This window comes from Micromonospora peucetia (genome assembly GCF_900091625.1).
Lineage (GTDB): Bacteria > Actinomycetota > Actinomycetes > Mycobacteriales > Micromonosporaceae > Micromonospora > Micromonospora peucetia.
The window spans coordinates 6,457,608-6,480,531 of sequence record NZ_FMIC01000002.1 but is presented as its reverse complement, the minus strand read 5'-3'; the positions used below and the strand labels follow the sequence as shown (position 1 = coordinate 6,480,531).

11 protein-coding genes and 1 pseudogene are annotated in these 22,924 nt (G+C 69.3%); 7 read left to right on the top strand and 5 right to left on the bottom strand.

The annotated features are described in order from the left end of the window. Window positions 1–14: 14 nt before the first annotated feature. Together GA0070608_RS28220 and GA0070608_RS28215 are read left to right on the top strand one after the other, a co-directional pair. Window positions 15–2,888, top strand: coding sequence for an FAD-binding and (Fe-S)-binding domain-containing protein (locus tag GA0070608_RS28220; RefSeq protein WP_245715982.1), 2,874 nt, complete (start codon window positions 15–17; stop codon window positions 2,886–2,888). A gap of 660 nt (window positions 2,889–3,548) precedes the next feature. Further along, on the top strand, window positions 3,549–3,980 hold the full coding sequence (locus GA0070608_RS28215) for a hypothetical protein (RefSeq protein WP_141719574.1): 432 nt from the start codon (window positions 3,549–3,551) through the stop codon (window positions 3,978–3,980). A gap of 970 nt (window positions 3,981–4,950) precedes the next feature. Here GA0070608_RS28215 and GA0070608_RS32320 read toward each other — a convergent pair. Next, window positions 4,951–5,160 carry a protein BatD gene (locus GA0070608_RS32320; protein ID WP_141719573.1) on the bottom strand — a complete coding sequence of 70 codons (210 nt, stop codon included), beginning with the start codon at window positions 5,158–5,160 and terminating at the stop codon, window positions 4,951–4,953. A 25-nt stretch (window positions 5,161–5,185) separates the two neighbouring features. On the opposite strand from GA0070608_RS32320, the gene GA0070608_RS28210 reads away from it, so the two are divergent. Next, complete coding sequence (locus GA0070608_RS28210; protein ID WP_091632016.1) at window positions 5,186–5,587, top strand: UTRA domain-containing protein; 402 nt, start codon at window positions 5,186–5,188, stop codon at window positions 5,585–5,587. A 676-nt stretch (window positions 5,588–6,263) separates the two neighbouring features. Here the strand turns inward: GA0070608_RS28210 and GA0070608_RS28205 are convergent. Next, window positions 6,264–10,298 (bottom strand): S8 family serine peptidase, encoded by a 4,035-nt coding sequence (locus tag GA0070608_RS28205; protein WP_218107603.1) that lies wholly within the window; start codon window positions 10,296–10,298, stop codon window positions 6,264–6,266. Window positions 10,299–10,476: 178 nt separating this feature from the next. Next, window positions 10,477–13,332, bottom strand: a complete 2,856-nt coding sequence (locus GA0070608_RS34065) for a helix-turn-helix transcriptional regulator (protein WP_218107602.1) — start codon at window positions 13,330–13,332, stop codon at window positions 10,477–10,479. 705 nt (window positions 13,333–14,037) lie between these two features. Between GA0070608_RS34065 and GA0070608_RS28195 the strand changes: the two genes are divergently transcribed. Beyond that, window positions 14,038–14,598 (top strand): hypothetical protein, encoded by a 561-nt coding sequence (locus GA0070608_RS28195; protein ID WP_091632008.1) that lies wholly within the window; start codon window positions 14,038–14,040, stop codon window positions 14,596–14,598. 668 nt (window positions 14,599–15,266) lie between these two features. On the opposite strand, the gene GA0070608_RS32315 is transcribed toward GA0070608_RS28195, so the two are convergent. After that, complete coding sequence (locus GA0070608_RS32315; protein ID WP_141719572.1) at window positions 15,267–15,920, bottom strand: hypothetical protein; 654 nt, start codon at window positions 15,918–15,920, stop codon at window positions 15,267–15,269. 340 nt (window positions 15,921–16,260) lie between these two features. Further along, window positions 16,261–17,661 (bottom strand): annotated as a pseudogene (locus GA0070608_RS28190) (ISL3 family transposase). Window positions 17,662–18,002: 341 nt separating this feature from the next. Here GA0070608_RS28190 and GA0070608_RS28185 point away from each other — a divergent pair. From GA0070608_RS28185 to GA0070608_RS28175, 3 genes are all read left to right on the top strand, one after another. Continuing rightward, window positions 18,003–18,923: a hypothetical protein gene (locus tag GA0070608_RS28185; protein ID WP_245715981.1), complete on the top strand. Its 921-nt coding sequence runs from the start codon at window positions 18,003–18,005 to the stop codon at window positions 18,921–18,923. A gap of 330 nt (window positions 18,924–19,253) precedes the next feature. Continuing rightward, window positions 19,254–19,475 (top strand): phosphopantetheine-binding protein, encoded by a 222-nt coding sequence (locus GA0070608_RS28180; RefSeq protein ID WP_091632001.1) that lies wholly within the window; start codon window positions 19,254–19,256, stop codon window positions 19,473–19,475. Beyond that, a complete protein-coding gene (locus GA0070608_RS28175) occupies window positions 19,469–22,717 on the top strand; it encodes a non-ribosomal peptide synthetase (RefSeq protein ID WP_091631998.1) in 3,249 nt (1,082 codons plus the stop codon). Before GA0070608_RS28180 ends, GA0070608_RS28175 begins: the two co-directional genes overlap by 7 nt. Window positions 22,718–22,924: the final 207 nt, after the last annotated feature.

Sequence of the window (22,924 nt, the reverse complement as noted above, 5' to 3'; positions counted from 1 at the left end):
GGACGCCGGACCCGGTGGCCAGCCGCGACCTAGTCGACGCGCTGCGCCGCGCTGGCGTCGCCGAGGCCGACGACTCCCCGCTGCGCCGGTCGCTCTACTCCTCCGACGCGTCCCTGTACCGGGTACCGCCGCAAGTGGTCGTCCTGCCCCGGCACGTCGACGAGGTGCTGGCCGTACTGGCCGTCGCGACCGAGCACCAGGTTGCCGTGACGATGCGCGGCGCCGGCACCTCGATCGCCGGCAACGCGGTCGGCCCCGGCATCGTCGTGGACACCAGTCGGCACCTCGACCGGGTGCTGGAGGTCGACCCGGAGACCCGGACCGCGCTGGTCGAACCGGGTGTCGTCCAGTCGAGCCTGCAACGGGCGGCGGCCCCGTACGGCCTGCGGTTCGGCCCCGACCCGTCGACCCACAACCGCGCCACCCTCGGCGGGATGATCGGCAACAACGCCTGCGGGTCGCGGGCCCTGGGGTACGGCCGCACCAGCGACAACGTCCTCGGCCTCGACGTGGTGGCCGGCACCGGCGAGCGGCTGCGTCTCGGCGCGATCGACGGGGCGACCGACGACTCGTCGCTGCTGACCGACCTCCGGCGACTGGTCCGGGGAAACCTGGCCACGATCAGGACCGAACTCGGCCGGTTCGGTCGGCAGGTCTCCGGATACTCTCTCGAACACCTGCTGCCCGAGCGGGGCTTCGACGTGGCCCGCGCGCTCGTCGGCTCCGAGGGCACCCTCGCCCTCACCCTCGCCGCCCGCGTCCGCCTGGTCCGCGACGCCCCCGTGCGCGTCCTGGTGGCGCTCGGCTACCCGTCCATGGCGGAGGCCGCGGACGCGGTGCCGGCCATCCTGCCGTACGCCCCGATCGCCTGCGAGGGCCTGGACGGGCGGATCGTCGACGTCGTACGCGCCCGCCGGGGTGACGCCGTGGTGCCGGGTCTGCCGCGCGGCGACGGCTGGCTGCTGGTGGAGTTGGCGGGCGACGAGCGGTCCGCGGTGGTGGACACGGCGCGGCGGCTTGCCGCCGAGGCGGGCGCACTCGACGCGATGGTCGTCACCGATCCCGCCCACGCGGCGGCCCTGTGGCGGATCCGGGAGGACGGGGCCGGGCTTTCCGGCCGTACGCCCGCTGGCGCGCCCGCCCACGCGGGGTGGGAGGACGCCGCCGTACCGCCCGAGAGGCTCGGGGCGTACCTGCGCGAGTTCGAGGCGCTGCTGGCCGACTACCGGCTGACCGGGGTGCCGTACGGGCACTTCGGCGACGGCTGCGTGCACATCCGCATCGACTTCCCGCTGACCGCCGCCGACGGCACGAAGGTCTTCAAGGACTTCCTCCACGCCGCCGGTGCGCTGGCCGCCCGGCACGGCGGGTCGATGTCCGGCGAGCACGGCGACGGGCGTGCCCGCGGTGAACTGCTGCCGCTGATGTACTCGCCCGACGCGATCGCGCTGTTCGAGCGGGTCAAGGCGGTCTTCGACCCGCACGACGTGCTCAACCCGGGGGTCATCGTCCGGCCGGCGCCCCTGGACGCGGACGTGCGAGTTGCCGCCGCGCCGCCGCTGCGCCGCACCGAGCTGCCCAGCCTCGCGCTCGCCTACCGGCACGACCGGGGCGACCTGTCGATGGCCGTTCACCGTTGCACGGGTGTCGGCAAGTGCCGCGCCGACACGACGGGGTCAGGCGGCGTGATGTGTCCGTCGTTCCTGGCGACCCGGGACGAGAAGGATTCCACCCGGGGCCGGGCCCGGGTGCTCCAGGACGTGGTTTCCGGACGGCTCGGACCGGACGGCTGGCGTTCCGAGGCGTTGCACGACGCGCTGGACCTGTGCCTGGCCTGCAAGGGCTGCTCCGCGGACTGCCCGACCGGTGTGGACATGGCCTCCTACAAGGCCGAGGCGACGCACCAGCGGTACCGCAGGCGGATCCGCCCCCGGTCGCACTACGTCCTCGGCTGGCTGCCGCGCTGGGCGCGGCTGGCGACTCGCGTACCGGCCGTGACCGGCGTGGTCAACGCGATGCTGCGCGCGAGGGTGCTGCACCCGCTCATCACCTGGTCCGCCGGGGTGGACGCCCGGCGGACCCTGCCCAACTTCGCCACCACGACGTTCCGGCGCTGGTTCGCGCGGCGTGGGCAGTCGTCGCAGGGGCGGCACGGAGACGTGGTCCTGCTCGTCGACACCTTCACCGACGCCTTCTCACCCGAGGTGGGGCAGGCGGCTGTGGCGGTGCTGGAGGATGCCGGCTACCGGGTGCTCGTGACCGGGAAACCCGTCTGCTGCGGGTTGACCTGGATCTCCACCGGCCAGCTCGACGGCGCCCGTCGGCAGGTCCGTGCCACCGTTGACGCGCTGGCCCCGCACGTACGGGCCGGCGCGACGGTGGTGGGCCTGGAACCGTCGTGCACCGCGGTGCTGCGGTCCGACGCCCTCGAACTGCTCGACGGCGCGGACGCGGACGCCGCCGTGGAGGTCGCGGCGGCCACCCGCACGTTGGCGGAGCTGCTGACCGCCACTCCCGGCTGGACGCCACCGGAACTGGGTGGGGCCACCGCCGTCGCCCAGCCGCACTGTCACCATCACGCGGTCATGGGCTGGGACACCGACGCGGCGTTGCTGGAGCGGGCCGGCGCCGAGGTCCAGCGACTCGGCGGATGTTGCGGTCTCGCCGGCAACTTCGGTGTCGAGCGGGGCCACCACGAGGTTTCGGTCGCCGTCGCCGAGCACGACCTGCTTCCCGCCGTACGTGCGGCGGCACCCGACGCTGTCGTGCTCGCCGATGGATTCAGCTGCCGCACCCAGCTCGACACGCTCGCCGACCGTTCCGGTGAGCACCTGGCCCAACTCCTCGCCCGTCACCTGCCACCGAGGTCCGACGACCCGGTGCGCTGAGGTAGCCCGGTGAGGTCTCCACCTGGCGCCAGGCCCGCTTCGACCCCGGGATCGGCGGACGCAAACCCACGTATGCACTGGTGGCCGCGACCGAGGCGCTCTCCTACGGCGACGTCACGGACTTCTCCTTCTCCCACTCCGGTTTGGTCGACGCTCGGGCATTGCCCAGCTACCGGACCGAGACACAGGGGAGCGGGAACGTCAATCATCGACTCATGTAAGGCTAGCTATGTATTTCCCGGCACCACCTGTCGCCTGATGCCCGGCGGCTGGCGCGGAAGGCGGGAAGCTCGGAGGGCCGCCGCCGAACGACAGGCCGTTGACCGGCGGGGTGGTGGGCCGGCGCTTTGACCAGATCACCTTCCGGTGCCCGTCTTCAGGAGTCGCGGGTCAGTTCTGGCCAACCGCTCGGACAAACGCCTGTCAAAACCGTTTCAGGTTGCGGCAAAAGGGGCGCCGGGTTCTATCTGCAGCTCTCTCCGAGAAGATCAGCCAGTCCAATGCCGGCATCAGAGACTCACCGCACGCTCTGCGACGTCGCTACGGACTGTCACCACCGAATGTGAGACAGAGCCCTTAGCGAGACAGTCCCTGCTGGAACTCAACCCAGCTCGAGACGTAGGGTCCTCGCGCGGGTGAGGCAGGAAGAGCGAGGTACGAGTGGTTCGTTGGAAGGTTATCTCTGGCAGTTTGCCCTTGTCGGTTGCCGGCCGGTTTATGCCGTGGGCGATCTCGGTGGGACACAGCAAGTTGCTTTTGCGGGGGTTAATTGGAGATCCGGAGGGCGACGAACCGCTGCGGGTCTTCGATCTCCTCTTCCAGGATGTCTCGCGCATTTGTTTGTCTGATGCCTATTCGGAGCTGCATCTTCGGGCGGCCCCAGAGGCTCGGCAGACCGCCGAGGCGGAGCGCTTGGGTGTGTGGTGGCCAAGCGCGACGATGTACCTGGTGGACCGAACGCGAGACACCGACTATGTGGTCGCGGGCCGGGTGTACTGGGCCGAAGTAACCGTCCCACCCGGAGCGTCCAGTCCCTTGCTCTCCGAGGATCCAGACGATCAGGAAATTCCTGACGTTCTCTACTTCGCCTGAACGGCGGTTTGCGCCTCGATCTCTCGGTCAAACTACATTCTCTCCTCCGCGACCGGCGGGTGCGCGGTCAGCTCCTGGACGTGGCGGTCGGCATGGCGGCGCAGGTCAAGCAGATCAGCGCCCCGCGACCACCGGCCGTGTCCACACTTCCTAAACCGCGTGCTGCGGTCGCCGGAGCGTGCCAGCGCCCGGGGACCAGGTGGGGACCACACGTCGTGCGCGATGGTGGCCGGCATGCTGTCGACTACATGGCCTGATCTTGGGGACAGCGTGCGTGACGTGCGTGGACGTGTGGCGAAGCGTCCTGGGGGTCAAGGGGTCGTCGGTTCGAATCCGGCCGTCCCGACGCAGGTCAAAGGGCTGATCAGGACATCGGGTCGGCCCTTCGCCGTTCTTGGGGATCAGGATCAGTCAAGTTGAACCTGGCTAGCGCTGCTTGACCGCTGGTCAAGTTTTAGGTGGCTACCCGGGTCACTTGCCGAATTGTTCGTTCTCTGGATTCAAGGCGGCCCTGAACGGGCCGCACGCGCCGCCGCCTGGGCGCGCGTCCGTCGCTCCGCTGGCGCTCCGACTCCGGCCACGCAACACGCCCGGCGGCTGGCGCGGAGAGCGGGGAGCCCAGGCCGCCGCAGACGGGATAGCTCAGAGAATGGTGGAGGTTCGTCGCCGGCTGCCGGCCGCGCCGCGCCCGAGCAGCGCGGCGCAGGGAGGGCGCGCCGGGTCCGTGCGGCAAGCCCCAAGCATGGGGGCGGTGGCCGCGCGAGTCCGCATAGTCCTCTCCGGCAACCCCGTGGTTGACCCACCGATCCGGGGAGGCCCCAGTGTCCCGCTCCGCTAGCTCCAACGCTTCGGCGGGGTCTGGAACGTGGCCGATCACGCGGCCGAAGCCCGTGTCGTCTTCGTCTTCGAGGTCGAGGGGCGGGAAGACAGGGCAAACGACTCTGTAGGACCAGCTGGGCCCCACGGGGAATTACCAGACACCACCGACCCCACCGGCGCCGCTGCCGGGGCTACCGTCACTCGGGTTGCGGTGTTCGTCAAGTCGCCTGCGGGCTTCAGTCGACGCCTGCCGGTTACGAACCTGCCCGTCGACGTCGAGTGAGGCCTTCTGGGAACGGCGCCACAGCCAGACCGCTGCAATGACCGCCAACACGATGATCAGAATCATGAGCCAACGCATGTCGACCTCCGTTTATTGAGCGACCATAAGCCCGATCAACAGCCCGTGGGCCTATCGCTGCTCTCAGTATGCGCAGATCCGGTCAAGCGGACGGCTTGTGACCGCTCTCCGCGACGAGGAGAACATCCGTCTCACCCGCAGCGACCACACCATCACCGCCGAGGCTGCCACCGAAACGCTCGCCAAAGAGCTCGACGTCGCGGTCGGTGCCCCGCTGCTGGTGATCGACTGCCAGCTCTACGCCGCCGGCCCGTACGCCGTCGCCACCGGCCGGCTGGTGTTCCGGCCCGACGTCCTGTGCCTGACCGCCTCCGCCGACCCCGCGCTCTCCGCGCCCCGGCAGGCCGGCGCCTTCGGCCTGACCGCCCTCACCCCTCGGCCGCCAGGACCCCCGGCCGAACAGCCGACCCGGCGACAGGGCGAGTGACGGCGAGGGCGATGGCTATCGGGTGAATGCTCCGACCACGGCCGTAGGGCGAATCCCAGGGGCATTGCGTAGTCGATTGAGGCGTGTCTGACCTGGGCGTGTGCGTGGGGTCCATCGACACCCCGCCCGCTCTGCGGGCCGCAGCGGCGTTTGCCGAACCCCTCGCCCAAACGATCTGACCGCCTACCAGGCACGGGTTCAACGCGGGACGCTGCGGATGAACCGTTGCGTGTCGCAGCTTGCGTGGTCCGTCCTGCGATCGCCGCAGGTCTCGGTTTCTCGTACGGCTGAGGCCGCCCGGGGTGGAGGTCACCGGGGCCGCGCAGTCCGTCGTTTTCCTTTCTGGAGATCCCGGTAAACGCGGTGGCGGTGGGGCCGGTCGAGCGGTTCCAGGCTCAGTGAGGTGGCCGGCCGTGATCGTCCCAGGAGATGACCACGGGTTCTGCCGGGCTGATCGGCGAGTACCAACACGCCGCTTGACTCAGGAGACTGCAGCTCAGGGCCGGAATCGTATTTCAAGCGCCACAGGAGTGGATCGACGTGTGGACGGGCCTTTCCCTGAACGGCGGCCGGTGGTCACGCTGCCCGCGCCCACCGACCGCCGGCCCGCCCGCGCTGTGCACGGGCGGGCGCTGGCCGGAGCTGTCGCCCGCCTTCGGGGAAAGGCCCGCCACGGTTATCTCAGGGTGAAGGCGCGGACGGTGGTCTGCTTGATGGTGTTGCCTGCCTCGTCCCAGGCCTCGACCTTCAGGGTGACGGCGCCCTTGGCGGCCCCGTAGCGGGCCTTCGCCGTGTAGGTGCCGTCCTTGTCACGCTTGACGGTGACGGGGGTGTAGGTGGCGCCGTCGTCGGTGCTGGCCCAGAGCTTCAGGCCGGCGATGTCGGGCATCTTGGAGGCGGACGGGGAGTGATAGGGGGAGACGGTGAAGGTGTGCGTGCGGCCCGCACGCACGCTGTTGGCGGCGTCCAGGGTGTCGCCCAGGTCGTAGCTGACGAACACGACCGGGGCCGGCTTGCAGGGCTTGGCGGTGCCGTACAGCATTTCGAGGGAGCAGAACGATCCGGGCAGGGGGTCGGCCGTCACCGGGGTGGTGAAGGTCCACTCGGTGTCGTGCTGGGCGTTCTTGGCGGTCAGCCGGTAGCTGCCCGGGCCTTCCGGCAGGGTGAAGAGCGGGAGGACGTCGGTACCGGAGACCGGGGTGCGCGGGATCTCCTTGCCGTCCCGGAATAGGCTGACGTCGATGCCGGGCTCGAAGGGGTTGGCCCAGTAGTCGGAATTGTACTGCCTTGTGCCAGGCGAGCCGTTGCTGAGCTCGAACTCCGCCCACAGGCTGTCGCCCTGGACACAGATCATGCACCGGAAGCTCCAGCCGAGGTTCGTGCCCGGCTTGGCGAGCTTGTAGAGGCTGTCCGGGCCGGTCGCGGCGCCGGGCGTGAAGGGGGCGGTCAGCCACGACTGCCGGGTGCGGATCGGCTTGTCGAACACCTCCAGGGCCCACTGCGGTCGCGCATCGGAGAAGCTCAGCGGATCGGGTATCTCCCACATGCCGTGCGAGCTGACGACCTCGGGGTCGAGCGGTCCGACCCAGTCACGCCGTTCCTGCAGGGTGAGCCTGGGGGTGCCCCACTCCGAGGGCTGCGACACCAGCGGGAGGAGGTCGTCGGTCTTCCACGCGTACCGCCAGTCGCTGTAGCGCTGCGGTGCGACGGTGTGGATGTCCATGTCGATCCGGGCCAGGTCCCGCTCGGTGAAGGTGTAGTGCAGCGAGCGGGGCACGCGGCCCTCTTCGTACGGGGCGAAGGTGTAGGTGTAGGGCGACTCCTCGGTGCCGGTCACCCGGATGGTTAGCCGCTCCCCGCCGCTGAGCCGCTCGCGTAGGTCGAGCGCCTCGCGGGAAGGCAGAGACACGTTGGGGATGCCGACCGGCTTAGGGGAGCCGGTGAACGGCTTCTGCACGAGGCCGAGCGGGATCGCGCAGTTGCTCCCCGGCTTCGGGAAGTGCGCGATCGTGGCCGCGCCCGCGTCGCGGATTGGGCCGATCCGCTCGATTTGGGCTCCGCAGACGTCGCCGAACAGGCCCGCCGACGTCGGCGCCTCCATGAGGACGAGCTTGCCGCGCAGGTCACGGCCAGCGATGTCCTCGGGCCTGCCCTCGCCGACGTCGACGACGTCCAGATCACGGGTGCCGGTGAACGGCCGGAAGTCAGGGAAGATGTCCTGCTGTAGGTGATTCCCGTAGACGTCGAAGCCGTGCATTGGGGCCGCCGGGTGCAGGGCAGGTGCGCGCGGCTTGCGCACGCTCATGGCGACCTCGCTCCGGCCGAGGGTGAAACGGGTGTGGAAGCGGAACCCGCCCTTGGTGACCGTCTTCGTGGGCAGGGCCCACAGCCGGGCCCACGAGCCGATCGGCGTGTTCGTCGAGATGGCACCCATGTAGGAGGTGCCGTTGGACACGGTCCGCTGGTAGGCCATGGTGGGGGAGTTGTTCAGCGGTTCAGCCGGCTGCGGGGTGGTGAAGCGCACCTCGGACAGCTTCCGGGCGTCGAGCGTGATCTCCGTGTCGCCGGTGACGGTGATCTCGGGCTGGAACAGGAAGGCCAGGTTGTGCCGGTCGTCGCCGCCGACCCAGGTCAGCCCCTGCGTCACGCTGACGACGCCCTGCGGGACGCGGGTGACCGTGGTCCCCACTTTGCTCAGCAGGGTGCCGCCGATGACGCCCTTGCCGCCGGACACGTCGATGGTGTCCTGGCCCCAGGGGCTGTACGGCTTGCCGTCCCGTCCCAGGGTGTGGATGGTGAGCGTGGCCTTGGGCGCCTCGCGCACCGCACCGACGGGGGTGCGCAGCTGGACGCCGTCGGCGGCTGCGGTCACCACGCCCGTGTAGGTGTCCAGAGCCAGTCCCTTGGAGTCGAGGCTGACGGTGGTCGTCGCGGTCGCCGAGGCGGGCACGGTCAGGGTCGCGGCGGCCACGCTGAGCGCGCCCTCCACCACGCTCCCGTCCGATTTGCGCAGGCCAGCGGTGAGGGTCAGGGTGACCGGCTGCCCGCTCAGGTTGGTGTAGGTCAGGTCCCGGCTCGCGGGCCCGCTCTCCTCCGTGAGGGCGCCGAAGTCGAGCCCCGTGGTGGTGGCGAAGACCTGCTGGGTGTACGCCCTGGCCACGTCGACCCGGCCCGCGCCCTGCTTGTACACGCTGATGTCGTTGTCCTTGGACGTCGACATCAGCGCGGCCTTGATCTGCTGGCCGGTCCAGTCCGGGTGCTGCTGGGCCAGGATCGCCGCAGCTCCTGCGACATGTGGCGTGGCCATCGAGGTACCGCTGGCTGCTGTGTAGTGCTCGTCGAACGGGGTGCCCATCATGGTGCCCCCGGCACGCGCGGCGGTGATCGCCACGCCGGGGCCGGCGATGTCGGGCTTGAGCCCGCCGTCACCGAAGCGCGGCCCCTGGCTGGAGAAACTTGCCCACTTGTCCTCCTTGTCGACTGCGGCCACGGTCAGCGCGGCGTCGGCCGTACCGGGGGAGGAGACCGTCTCGGCGCCGGCGGCGCCGGAGTTGCCCGCGGCGATCACGAACAACGCGCCGCTGGAGGCGCTCAGCGCGTTGACCGCCTGGCTCGCGGGGTCGGTGCCGTCGGTGGGGCTGCTGCCCAGGCTCATGCTCACCACCTTGGCGCCGCTGGCGACGGCCCACTCCATGCCCTCGATGGCACCCGAGTCGGTGCCGGAGCCGGAGTTGTCGAGCACCTTGCCGATGATCAGTTGGGCACCCGGGGCGACGCCCTTGTACCTGCCGTTCGCCGCCGCGCCCGATCCGGCGACGGTGGAGGCCACGTGGGTGCCGTGCCCGTGCCCGTCCTTGACGTCCTCGCCGGGCATGAAGGACTTGCTGGCGACGACCTTGCCGGCCAGATCGGGGTGGGTGGCGTCGATGCCGGTGTCCAGGACGGCAACCTTCACGCTGGTGCCGTCGTGCCCGCCGGCCCACGCCTGCGGCGCGCCGATCATCGGCACACTGACGTCCAGGTCGGCCTTGACCTTGCGGTCCAGCCACACCTTGGCGATGTCGCCGCGCAGCGTGTCCGGCGTGTTGGCCAGCCCGGCCAAGCCACTCGCGTCCTTCTTCGCGGGTACGGCCCGCACCGCCTGCCAGAACGTGCCCGCCTCAGCCTTGGTGACCTTGACCGCGGAGGCGTTCACGCTCTCCAGGGTGAGGGCGGGCTCGCTGGCCGGGATCGCCCGGGCCGCGGCGGCGACGGACGCGTCGCTGCGCTGCGCGGGGTACTGCACGATGACCGGCAATTGCTCGGTTTTGTCGTCGGTGTAGCCGTTCTCGGCCAGGTAGGTGACGTTGAACAGCTCCCGGTCCAGGCGGCCCGCCTGGATGGCCGGCATGGCGTCGGTGGGGGTGACGTAGACCCCCTTCGGGGTGGCCAGCGTGGACAGCAGCGCCCGCGTGCCGTCGGGGCGGGGCGTGGCCTCGGCCTTCACGGCGTACTTGCCGCCGCCGGCCTCGACGAGGCTGACGACGTCGCCGGTGACCAGGGTGATCGTCTTGGAGCCCGGGCTCAGCCCGGCCAGGGGAATCGGACCGGGCGTGGGGGGCTGGGGGGCTGGGGCGGCCAGCGCGGGAGGTGCGCTCGGCGCGACCAGGGTGCCGAGCACCATGATCGAGGCCGCCAGGAGCGACGGGCCGCGGGATCTGCGTGGAGACATGCGGAACTAGCCCTTCGGGTGCGGGGGATGGGTGGTGTCAGACCGGCTCGAACCCGTCCGGGGGCTCTTCCGGAGCCTCTTCCGGGGTGGGGGCGGGCTCTGCGTCGTCCGGGTTCGGATCACCCGGGTCGTCGGATTCGGACATGCCGCAAGCCTCGTCGTCGCGGGTACGCCGGGACTATGGGGCAGATCCCCCATTCAGCGCGCCCGAGCCCCCAAGCGCGGCGCGGGAGCGCAGCCCCAGCTTGCGCAGCACGGCGCTGAGATGCTTCTCCACCGTCTTGGGGGACAGGAACAACTCCTTGCCGATCTCCCGGTTGGTCAGCCCGGCGGCTGCCAGCTCGGCCACCTCGCGTTCCCGGGGCGACAGCGCGGGACCGTAACCGTTCGGGCCGCCCGGGTGGCGCCCCTTCACCGCCACGCCGTGCCTGCGCGCTGTCTGCGCCGCGCGGTCCAGATCCCACCGGGCGCCTAGCTCGAGGTAGGCCGCGTGCGCCGCGCGTAGGCTCTCGCCGGCGTCCGGGTCCCCGGCCCCGAACAGCGCCTCGGCCGCCTGCTCGCGCGCCTGCGCCGCCTCGTACGGCGCGCCCAGCCGGTCATAGGCGTCGGCCGCCGCGGCGAACTCCCGGCCGTCGCCGCTCAGCTGGGCACGCGCGTGCGTCAGGGCGGCGGCGGCCAGCGGGGCGTCCAGTCCGTCCAGCGTCACCGAGAGCCGGGCGACCAGGGCGACGGCCTCGTCATGCCCGCCGGTCCCATCCATCGCGGCGGCCAGCGCGGGCAGCACGCGTACGGACAGCGGCCACAACCCCTTGGTGTCCCACACCTCGATCGCTGCCCGGGCTTCGCCCGGCTCCGCCGACAGCCGCAGCAACGCGGTCACCGACAGCGGCAGCAGCTCGTATCCACCCAGCGTGATGGTGCGCCGTACAACATCGGGCAGGTCGCGCCTGGCGGTGTCCAGGTCGCCCCGCGCCAGGGCCAGGCAGGCCGCGACAGTCTCGGCGGTGATGCGGTCGGACGGCCGCCCGTCGTACTCCTCCAGCAGTTCCGCCACATGGTCGTCCAGCCCCTCCCACCGGCCCCGGCCGTAGGCCAGCAGCAGGCCGACGAGGCGGCACCTGGCGAGCGGCTCGCCGTCCTCGGCGGCACCCAGCGTGGCGGCCGCCAGCAGCCGGTCGGCTATCTCGAAGTGCCCGGCGCAGCAGGCGTTCTCCGCGATGGACCGGTAGGCGTTGACCTCTTGGCGGTGCCGGGGCCGGTCGCCGGTCCGCCGCCGGATGTCGCCGGCCAGCTCCGCCCAGCGTGGGTCGCCGATGCAGATCAGCGACATCGCGACCTTCCCCAGCACGAAGACTTCGGCGACCGGATCGCCGATGGCGGGCACGGTCTCCAGCGCGCGGTCCAGCCAGCGAGCGTGCTCGGCCACGGACACGGTGGGATCCATCGGCCGGCCGAGCGCCGCCATCACCCAGGCCGCGAGGTCCGGGCGCTCGCCGAGGTCCTCGACCGCGGCCGCGAGGGCGTGGCGCTGCACGGCGGGGTCGCCGCCGAGCCGTTCGTGCAACATGCTGATCAGGAAGTGCAGCTGCCCCCGCTTCAGGCCAGGACCGGCCGACTCCAGGGCGTCGGAGAGCAGGTCGACCACGGCCGGAGGCCGCAGCACCTGGGCCGCCGCCCAGCCCAGGCGTACGGCCAGCTCTCCTCGCCGCTCCGGCTCCAAAGGCGCGCTGCGCAGCACGTCCTCCAGGATCCGTACCGCCTCCGTGTCGTCGCCGAGAGCCGACGCCTGCTCAGCGGCCCGCTCGGCGATCCCCGCCCACTCCGCCAGCAGCCCGGCGCGGCGCAGGTGGTGCGCCAGCTGCCCCAGCGGCACCGGCTCCACCGCGCGCACGGCGGCCGACGCGCGCTCGTGCAGGTCCTGCCGCCGACCCAGCGGGATCCCGCTGTACACCGCCTGAGCGGCCAGCACGTGCCGGAAGACCACCAGCCCGTCCCGCTCGGTCAGCAAACCGGACACCAGCAGCTCGTCCAGCCCGGCCACGAACTCCGCCTGGGCGAGGCCAGCCACCTCCCTCAGCGCCGGTACGGCCACCGGCACCTGCAACACCGCCGCTGCCTCGGCCACCCCGCGCGCCACCTCGGGCAGCCTGGCCACCCGCTCACGCACCGAGTCGCGCACCCCGCGCGGCACGTCCAGCTCCTCCAGCGCCCGGCGCGCCCACCGGCCGCCGCGCAGCCGGATCAGCGCGCCGCGTGAGCGCAGCAGCGCCAGCAGTTCCTGTACGGCCAGCGGCAGCCCCGATGACAGCGTGTACAGGTGGGCGCCGAACTCGGTGGTGACCCCCTCCTCCTCCAGGATCGCGGCCGCCAGCACGCGGGTCTGCTCGGAGTCGAGTGGCTCCAGCACGAGGTGCTCGCGCACGACGGCGTCGGCCGGCCGTCCCGTCATCTCCCTGATGTCGGCTGTGGCCTCCTCACCCCGGTAGGTGACCACAACCGACGCCGTGGCCGGCGCTACGGCTAGCAGGTAGGCCAGGAACTCGATCGTCTGGTCGTCGGCCCAGTGCAGGTCCTCCACGACCAGCACCGCCGGCCCGAGCGCGCCCAGCACGTCGGCCAGGCCGCGGAACAGCCGGTGCCGCTCGGCCGCTCGGTCGTCCAGGGGCTCCAGCAGAGGCGGCAGCACCGCCGCCAGCTCAGGCAGCAACCCGCGCAGCGCGCCGGCGACCGGCGACAGCTCGGCCGTCGCGAGTGCCGCGCCGGTGCCGCGCAGCGCTTCCACGACCGGGCCGAGTGGGAACGGCTCGCGGATGCGCCGGCATGCGCCGGTGAGTAGCAGCCGGCCGGCCAGTTCCGGATGCGCGGCCATCTCCGCGACGAGCCGGCTCTTGCCGATGCCCGCCTCGCCCTCCACCACGACGACGGCGGGCGGGCGGGTCACTGCGGACACCAGACGTCGTAACTCCTTCTGGCGTCCCACCAGAACCGTGCCGTCCAGCGCCATCGTGCCGCCTCCGCTCGCCTCTGCGATCATTCAAACAGGTCCTCGCGTCGACGCCCGCGGCGATGAGCTCGGTAGCCGAGTATTGCCGCAGCGCGTGTAGCACCGAGTCGCTGCCATGGGGCCGAAGTGCTGCGTGGCGGTGTCGGGCACCAGCGGCGTACGCCCATCGGCCTCGGTGGCGAACACGTAAGCGCCGGATGGCAGCTCGGAGCCGAGTAACTGAGCCGAGGTAGACCAGGGCGGGATCCGGGCCGGCAGCGTCAGCCGCGTGCAGCTGTTGTGGTCGAGGTAGCGGATCGCGTCGACGATCTCGCGGCGGGAGTAGGACACAAAGGAACTGCCGATGCCGCGTCGCCGACGTCCTGTCGCGGCTGTGATACGAGAGTCGCCTGGCTGGCCCCAGAGTGCTTTGATCTCGGCTCGGTACTGCGGGTCGAAGCCCTGATCATCTCTTGTGGCCACCGAAGCACCCCGGGAACCCGCCGCAGTCGATGCGCCGCCCCGATCTAGCCGCCCCGCGCCACCCGGTATCGCCAAGCGCTCTGAGGCAATCTGAGCAGGCCAACGAAGGAGACCACCCCCGTGCGTACCCACGAACACGAAGAACAACTCAAGCAGATGACCGCCCCCTACCGTCGCGTCGAAGGCGACCGGTGGCTCGCCCACGCCTAGGCTCCTGTGGGCAGCGGATCCCCGGGTGCTGTGCAGCGAGGACTGGGTTCGGCGGGCGGACTGATGGGCGTCGATTACGGATACGACCTCTACCTGCCGACGCACGCGGTCGGCCAGACCCTGCGGGCGGTTGCCTCGATCGCCCGGGAAGGGATCGGGTCGGTGGATGTCGTCGTGCCCGGCGGTGAGCGGATCACGCTGCCGTTCCGCGGCGAGCCGGCGGATGACGCGGACCACTGGTCGCTGGACACATGCCTGTTCTTCCCAGTCGGCGACGAGGCGATCCGGGCGTGGGCCGAGGTGGAACGACGCGAGGGGAGGCAGGAGCACCCGGATGCGCAGGGTCGAATCTGGGTCGGTTCGGTCTATTTGTCTTTCTGGCGGAGCTGCGGGTTGCGTCCCGGCTATTCGCGGCTGGACTTCACCGCAGCCAGCAGCAGTATGAGCCGATTGTTCGAGCGGTCGGCGAGCATCCGCGGTGCCTTCATCGGGCTCGCCGAGTCTGTCGGTGCCGCCTGCCTGGTGCTGGACCGGGAGGGCGACGGTGATGAAATCTGCTGGCCGCCCGGCGGGGACGATCTCGCGGCGCTCGCTGGCCATCGACCAGCTGGTGTCGGGCGATAGGCGGGTAGAGGATTACACGCTCTGTGTGCAGGGCGTTGCGGCTGCTGCGCTCCTCGCCGGATGCGTACCAGAGAACGATGAACGGTGGCCGGCTGGCACAGCCCTACGGCCCACCGCAGACGTCGCCATTGCAGCCTTGCGTGCCCTCGACACCGCCTACGCCGATGACTCGATCCTGACGGAGATGGCGGCTGATCGATATCGACCAATCGGCAGAAGTCAATGCAATCGAGCATCTCTTGGATGAGGCGACCACGCCCGTTCCTGCCGTGGTGGAGCACCTGACCTCCGCCTCAATCAGGCGGCGTCCCTTCGTCAGCAAATGGCCTAGCGGCCCTGTTGCCGGATTGGCCTCTATGGACTCATGGCACCGTACAAGCGCCGGCATCGGCCGGCCGCGCCGCGCTTGTGCGGTGCAAGCGCCGGCATCGGCCGGCACGCCGGCCATCTCCTGCGGCGACGGCATAGCCCAGGGATGCCCCGGCGGGAGCGCACAGGCTTCGGGGAAGGTGTGCCATCCCGCCCATCGTCGACCCTTGCAGAGTCGAGCAGACCTGGCCAAGGGCGCCAAGGTCGTACGTCCGGTAGGGCGCTCCACCTTAGTGCCCTGTGTCAGGCCCGCTCCATGGTGTGTGGGGCGACGGCGGACGGGGTGGCACGGATCAGCTTCACGTGAACGCGATGGTCAGTATGGTGCCGACTATAAAAGAAACCACGCCGAGAATGATGCCAGCCCATTGGAGTCGCAAGTTCTTGCGCTCGCGTCGTTCTTGCGCTTTTCTGAGAATTTCTTCTCGCTGCCTCAGTTCATCCGCGAGTTCGGTTAGGGCGGCAGTTCCGCCATTGGCGTCCAGATTTTTGAGCGCGATCGCGACATTCTTGATCCGCACACTCCAAGGGGACGGCACATGCGCAAATGGGTCTTCAGCGTCTAAGCTCGCCACCAGCTTGGCGAGCGTATTGCGCTGATCGTCACCCATTTTAACTCGGTAACGCTTTTGAAACACCTCCAAGCCGTTGGCATCCATACTCTCAACGATGTACCACAGGTCGCCGGCGAGGCTCCGAGGATTCTCGTCCAGAGAATGCATGATGGCCGAATATGACTCATGATGCCGCTTAAGCTGCGCTAGCTGCTGATCGGGCGCGGCATTGCGAAGGGCGTTTTCCACGGCGCGGAAGAACTGCCTCTGCAAATCCCTGACTCGTGCCGATTTATTATAGCGCTTGAAAACAAAGAAGAAGACTGTCCAGTAAACGGCAGAAAATGCAGCGATAAACGTTATGAATGGTGGGTCCGTCAAGAAGCTCGGCCAACTCATGTGCCTTCTCCCCAGCGCTTCAAGCTTGCTACGGCAACCAATTGTGACTCATCGATCAGTAGAGTCATGGCCTGTACCGTATATGGCGGGTGTCGAAGCAGGGAAGGCGTCGCCGACGTCAGCCGACAGCAGCCTGATTTCTGCAAGACAGGGGAGCGCGGCGTGCCCGCTCCGTGCCCGATGAGGCGGGAGTCGAGGGTCAACGGCGGTCAGCTCCTAGACGTGGCAACAAGCGTGACAGCGCAGGCCAGGCCAGGTCACTGCCGAGCAGCCTCCAGGGGCGTCGGGACTGTCAAACGAACGGGGCTGTCTCACATTCGGTGGTGACGGAGGGTGCTGGTTAGCCGAGCAGGATGCGGTGTCGCAGGAGAGCGAAGCCTGCGCGTCCGTACATCTGTCGCTTGGTCAGTTTGGTCTGGTGTTGACGCCTTCGGTGCCGCCGTTGTGGAGGGGGAAGTCAGGGCGGCGTTGACGGCGTCGTGGTGAGGCCGAGGCCGCGGGTGAGGGTGTGCAGGTGGGGCAGGTCCGTGGCCTTGACCTCGGTGATCCACGCGGTGAGACGGTCGTCGTTGCCGTCTGCGGGGGTGAGGAGCGCGGCGAAGGCGCTGATGAAGCCGGCCAGCGCGGTCATCTGTGGGCAGGCGCCGGTGAGAGCGTTGACGAGTGTCCGCTGATGTTCTTTGAGCTGGTCGGGTGCGGTCAGGAGGTAGCGGGTCAGGCGTCGGGGTGATAGTGCTGGGCGGTCGGCTTCGACGCGGCCTTGGTGATGTAACGGTAGAGCAGGTTGAGGCTGCCGGTGTAGCCCAGTTCTTTGATCTCGGCGAGGAGTTGGGTGGCGCCGACGGCGGGGTCTTGTTCCCGGCGTCGGCGCAGGTGCTCACGGTAGGGGCCGACGAGGGTGGGCCGGTACTGCGGTGCGCGGACCAGGCGTTGCGGTTCGCTGATCCGGGCGTAGCGTTTGATGGTGTTGAGGCCGAGGTTGAGCCGGCGGGCGCATTCGAGCAGGCCGACGCCTTTGTCGAGCAGGTCGTGGACTTGCTGCCATCGCTGCCGGGGTTGTGCCACAGGTGCCAGCGGTTCGCGACCTGCAACGTTTCGGGTAGGGCGCGGCGGACCGCTTCGGCGTAGGCGCCGGAGGAGTCCCGGCACACCACCTCGACACCCGGATGCTCACGCAGCCACGTTTCCAACGTGTTGGCCTTGCGGTCGGGCAGCACATCGATGGCTCACGGGTGACCGCGTCGATGAGAACGGTGGTGTATCGCTGACGTCGCCGTAACGCAAAGTCGTCCACCCCAAGCACCCGGGGCACCCGCCGCTCGGGCAACGGCAGCCGCAGCAGCGCCCGCAGGGCCGTATGCCGGGACACGACCACCGCAAGGGCCGACAGTACCCGGGCACCGGCACGGCCGGCCAACTGCCGCACGACCGCACCGACATGAGAGATCAGCCGGGGTGTGCGGCGCTGGTAGCGGCTCAGGACCCCCGGCAACTGTTCCCGGAACGTGCGACGGCAGCCCCGCGTCGGGCACACCAGTATCCGCACCCGGACCACCACCGGCCGAGCATCCACCGGCACATCCGCGAGGGTCCGCTGGTGATATCCGTGCACTCGTCTCGTCACGGCCGCGCAGCCCGGACAAGCCACCGGCCCCTCGGGAGTCCGAGCCCGCACCAGGATCCGTTCACCCTCGTCCGTCACGTCGTCGATCACCAGCGGCAGCAGCCCCGAGAACACCATCTTCGTAAGATCATCGATCTTGTACCCATGATCTCAACGACATCGACTACCTTCGGTCACCACCGAATGTGAGACAGAGCCGAATGTGAGACAGAGCCGTTCGTTTGACAGACCCGATCCGCATTCGATCGGAGGGCCGTCCGTTGCGTGATTCCGGCTTCATGGGCACTGCACTCCATGCGCTGCGATCGGCCGAGTCACGTCCGCCGAACGCACCCGGTTTCCCTCCAACGGGTGTGTATCAGGGCGTATGCGGTGACCACTCGCACATCTAAGCTCCTCACGTGTATTTCGTGGAGCGGTCGCGGGTGGATTCTCCGTTCAGCAAGCTGGTTTTCCACGTGCCAGAAACGACGGTGCTCGGCTGGTTCCAGCGCGCCTGGCACCATGAGGACCTGGAAGCTCTTCTCAACGCCGAGATCGGCGGCGGCGCCTACGGTTTCGACTCGATCTTCGAGGCGATCGAGGAACACCGCCTGCCCTGCCCACAGACCCTCGATGAGCTGCGCGAACTCCTGGACGAGCACCTCTGGGTCGAATCTGACGACCCGATACGCCTCGACGAGCGAGGGCTGCGCGTGCGTACCAACGACGACGCGGTGGACCTGGCCTACTACTTCCTTGAGGACGAGGCGATCACCGCCCATCCCGACCGGCTCGCGTACCTCGTAAGCGACACTTGGCCGCTGCCGTCCGGCACCGCCGCGCCCGGCGCGACCTTCAGCCCTGACGTGGCGCTCCGCGTCGTCGGCCCACCCGGACCCGATCCGGATTCCGTCTACGCGGTCCGCATCACCTGGCAGCACACCGACCACGACGGCACGAACCTGGACCAGCGGGAAGCGATCGTCTTCCCCGGCGTCAACCTGCCCGGACTCGCCGACCACCTACGCGGTATCGCCGATCCCGTGTCCCGGGAACGCTTCGACGCCGATCTGCTGCGCTCCCTCGTCGGACCCGGCGACGACAACATCGGCCCCGCCATGGACCGCTACCTCTGCCTCGAACCACACGACTTGTCGACTTTCGGAAGGTGGACCGCACCCAGCCACGAGCAGATCCTGCAATGGAAGCTGCCGGAGCCACCACCGGAGGCTCGCGTCGCGGTGGATGAGCACCTCGCCCAGGCCGCCCGCTACATAGACGACTTCTTCGGCCACGAGCAACTGTTCCTCTTCGACACGCGTTGGGCAGCCGCCCACCCCGACCTGGCGCTGTCCCTGCTCCGCTATGCCACCCACTGGGACCCGTTTGCGCCGTGACGGGTTTCCGAACACTCAGCTACGTCACGGGCTCCTGACCGTCCGAATAGGTTCACCCCCGGAAGCGGGGACTTAACTTGCCCATCCGCTCTTCGGCATGTCGACAGAACGTGAGGTCGACACGCGTCACAGGGTAGGCGCATCGACAGCACATCGAGAGAACAACTCGTTTCGGAAGAATCGCCGTGCAGGCGTCGTAAGCGCCCGGTGGAGCTTCTTCGCGGGCCACGCCCACCGTTGCCTGTTGCACGAGCGGACCCACGCTCGGCGTACGAGCCATCGGCATTAGGTGGAGACAACGTGCTAACCACACCGCCAGACCTTGATTCGATGATCGCGCAATATGCCACGGAAGATTTCGGCGACTCCACATCGATCCAGGAGGCCGGTCTGGACTCGCTGTCGCTCCTGCGCCTTGCTGTTGACGCAGCCAGCGCGGACGCGGAGATCGACGCTGCGGGGTTGGTCGGCGTACGGACGGTCGCAGACCTTAAGGTCTGGCTTACCCGCCTAGTCGCGAACGATGCAGATGAGGCCGGTGTCGCATGCTGAAGAACACCGTGGCATCTAGCACGGCGGACCCCGCCCTTCTGCCTATTACCGATTCCCAGAAGGGGCTGCTCGTCGTCGACAGCAGGGTGCCGACCCCCGAGATCTACAACCAGATCATGCAGTTCGACCTGGATCCGCGGCTGTCGGACAAGGCCATCGACCATGCCCTCGCGGTACTGGTCACGGTTCAGCCGGCTCTGCGCCAGGTCTTCGGCCACCTGCCGAGGATGCATTCCAGGCTCACCCCTCCGCCGGAGCCGGGACATGTGCCGTTCGAGCGTGTGGACGTACCGCCGGACGAGTACGCGGCAGCTGTCGAGGCATTGGCGAGGCGACTCGGGCAACGGCCGTTCGACCTCGCGGCAGGGCCGGCCTATCGATTCGGATACATACGCGCCACTGACGGCTCCGCGGTCGCCATTCTGCTGTGCGGCCATCACATTGTCGGGGACGGCGTCTCGATGGGGCCGATCATCCGTGACCTGGAATCCGCGCTGACCTCGAAGCTCACCACAGAGGACCTCGAAGCGCTGCGCGAGGCACGCGAATCGGCCTTCCGTGGGGAACTTGAGGCGCAGAACCGGGCCTCCGGCTCGCCGGAGACGGCCCAGCACGTCAAGGAATGGGCCGAGCAGTTGCAGGGCGTCCCACCTCTTGTGTTGAACCCCCGGCCAGGGCGGCCAGAGGAGACGGGCTTCTCCGGTGCACGCCTTTCGTGGCTACTCAGTGAGCGAGAAGCGTCGGACCTCCAGGAGGCCTGCAAACGACTGAGCGTCACGCCCTTCGTGCTGCTGAGCGCCGTCTACGGGGCCGTACTCGCCCGGCACGGCGGTGTGTCCACGGTCCTGATCGGCAGTCCCCTGTCGGCCAGGCGGACAGTCCGCTCGTACGACCTCTGCGGATTTTTCGTCAACACCCTGCCCGTCACGGTCGACGTGGACTGGTCGCGCACGGTGGACGAGCACATCGCCGAGACCGTCCGGGACGCCGTCGACTACTGCCGCGCCAGGGTCGCCGTCACGCTCAACCAGCTCGTGGCGGCTGTCGGGCAGGACCGCACCAGCAACCGCAACCCTTTGTTCTCCTGCATGCTCGCGATGCAGGACACCTTCGACGGGAAATCGACTGGCGCCGTCGTCGGGGTACGGGAACCGGGCAACGGAACGGCGAAGTTCGACCTGTGGCTCGGTGCCACGAAGGTGGAGAGCCGATGGTTGCTGGAGCTCGAGTACGACCGGCATCTGATATCGGAGGCTATCGCGGACGCGCTACTCGCGTCGCTGCGCACGGCACTGCGTCGTACGCTCAAGGACGGCAGCCGTCCGTTGGCCGATCTGTTCACCGACTGGATCAACGACGGCGACCCTCCGTGCGCAGCAGCCGGGTTGGCGGACGCCGGCCGTCCGGCTCTGGCTCCGGCTCCGGCCTGCGGTCTCGCGGAGTGGATCGAACAGGCCGCTCGCCGTACGCCCGACGCGATCGCCGTCGAGGAGCCCCTGCGGAACCTGACGTACGGCGAACTCCTGGCCGCCACCGAGCGCACCGCCGAAGGGCTGGCCCGGCAGGGCGTCATACCGCGGCAGGTCGTCGGCCTGTCCCTGGACGGGCTGTGCGACGCCGTGATCGCGATGCTCGCGATCCTTCGCTGCGGTGCCACCTATCTGCCGCTGGACACGGGCCTGCCGTGGGAACGCCTCGCTCACATGGTGGACCAGGCGGGTTGCCGCCTGATCGTCGGCCACGGCCTCAACCTCCCCGGTACGCGCACCACCAGCCTGGCCGAACTCTCCGTCCCCGGCGACGGGCCCCGTGCCTCGGGCGGCTCCGCCGACTCGGCGGTGTATCTGATGTTCACCTCGGGATCGAGTGGCGTGCCTAAGGGGGTGGTGATGGGTCACCGGCCCCTGCTGAACCTGGCCGCGTGGCAGATCTCCGCCATGGAGCACGATGCGACGACGCGCTTCCTCCAGTACGCGCCCCTCGGCTTCGACGTTTCTTTCCAGGAGATCATTCCGACACTCGCCTCGGGCGGCACCGTCGTCTCCCGCGTGCCGGCCGACCGGCGAGACTTCCCGGCGCTGATCCGGCGCATCGAGGAGACACGGGTCAGTCACCTCTTCATACCGGTGGCGGCCCTACGCTCGTTCGTCCAGGCCGTGCGGCGTGCCTCGGCCCACTTTCCCGGCCTGCGGCGCGTCTGCGTCTCCGGTGAGCAGCTCCTCGTCGACGACGAGATCCGTCGGTTCTTCGTCGACCACCCAGAATGTGTGCTCGTCAACCTCTACGGTCCCACCGAGACCAACGCCGCCACGGTGCACGAGATGCGGGGCGACGCCGCGTGGTGGCCCGCCCACGCACCGATCGGCCGCCCGTTGCCCGGTGTGGCGGCGTACGTGGTCGACGAGACGGGCCATCTCGCGCCCGTCGGCGTACCCGGCGAGCTCTACCTCGGCGGCGTCAGCGCCGCGGACGGCTATCTCGACGCAGAACGGACCGTGGTGAGCTTCCTGCCCGACCGGTTCTCCGGCGACGACACCTCGCGCATGTACCGCACAGGTGACCAGGTGGTGCGGGACGCCGACGGGACGCTGATCTTCCTCGGCCGACGGGACAGCCAGACGAAGATTCGCGGTTACCGGGTGGAGCTCGGCGAAATCGAGGCGGTCGCCAACACCGTGGCGGGCGTCAGGCAGTCCGTCGCAGTGGCGAGAGGGCTCGGGGCCGACCGCGAACTGGTCCTCTTCCTCGTCGCGGAGCCCGGCGCCACCCCCGATCACGGGGAGCTCCAGGCCAGGATCTCCGCAGCACTGCCGTCGTACATGTCGCCGTCCTGGGCCTTCGACATCGACCGGATACCGATGTCGCGCACCGGCAAGACCGACCGGGACGCCCTGGCCGCCCTGGCGGACCGGCTCATCGCCGAGAAGAAGACGAACGCGGCCACGACCACGGTCGAATACGCCTCCGACCTGGAGCGCGGACTGGCCGCCATCTGGTCGTCGATCCTGGGAATCGACGGCATCGTCCGTGACCGATCATTGATCAAATACGGAGCCCACTCGCTGAACATCTTCACGGCCTTCGGCGAGATCCAAGAGGAGTACGGCGCGACAGTCCCGGTAGCCGAGTTCTTCCGGTCGCCCACCATCGCGACGCTCGCCGAACTCGTATGGGCGAGCCTGGCCGAAGATGCCCAGCACGCACGAGATGTTGACGTCGCCGAAGATGAGGCCCAGGCATGACGGCCGCGGCTGTGCCCGGGCACGCCACTGCTCCTCGTGTGTTCCCCGTACGACAGGGGCGGCCGGAAGACCGCCGTGAGGCGCTGGCGGGAACTCGCGCCGAACCTGGATTTCTCCGCCTCGCAGCCGGACATCACGACGTGTTCGAGCCCGCGCAAATTCCCCATTCGACCGAGGCCATTCACGCGTTCCCGAATCAGGACGGGC

Coding starts and splice junctions, on each gene's coding strand:
- GA0070608_RS32320 (WP_141719573.1), bottom strand. CDS start 5,160: ATGCGTTGGCTCATGATTCTGATCATCGTGTTGGCGGTCATTGCAGCG.
- GA0070608_RS32315 (WP_141719572.1), bottom strand. CDS start 15,920: ATGAGTTGGCCGAGCTTCTTGACGGACCCACCATTCATAACGTTTATC.
- GA0070608_RS28195 (WP_091632008.1), top strand. CDS start 14,038: ATGGGCGTCGATTACGGATACGACCTCTACCTGCCGACGCACGCGGTC.
- GA0070608_RS28205 (WP_218107603.1), bottom strand. CDS start 10,298: ATGTCTCCACGCAGATCCCGCGGCCCGTCGCTCCTGGCGGCCTCGATC.
- GA0070608_RS34065 (WP_218107602.1), bottom strand. CDS start 13,332: ATGATCGCAGAGGCGAGCGGAGGCGGCACGATGGCGCTGGACGGCACG.
- GA0070608_RS28180 (WP_091632001.1), top strand. CDS start 19,254: ATGATCGCGCAATATGCCACGGAAGATTTCGGCGACTCCACATCGATC.
- GA0070608_RS28175 (WP_091631998.1), top strand. CDS start 19,469: ATGCTGAAGAACACCGTGGCATCTAGCACGGCGGACCCCGCCCTTCTG.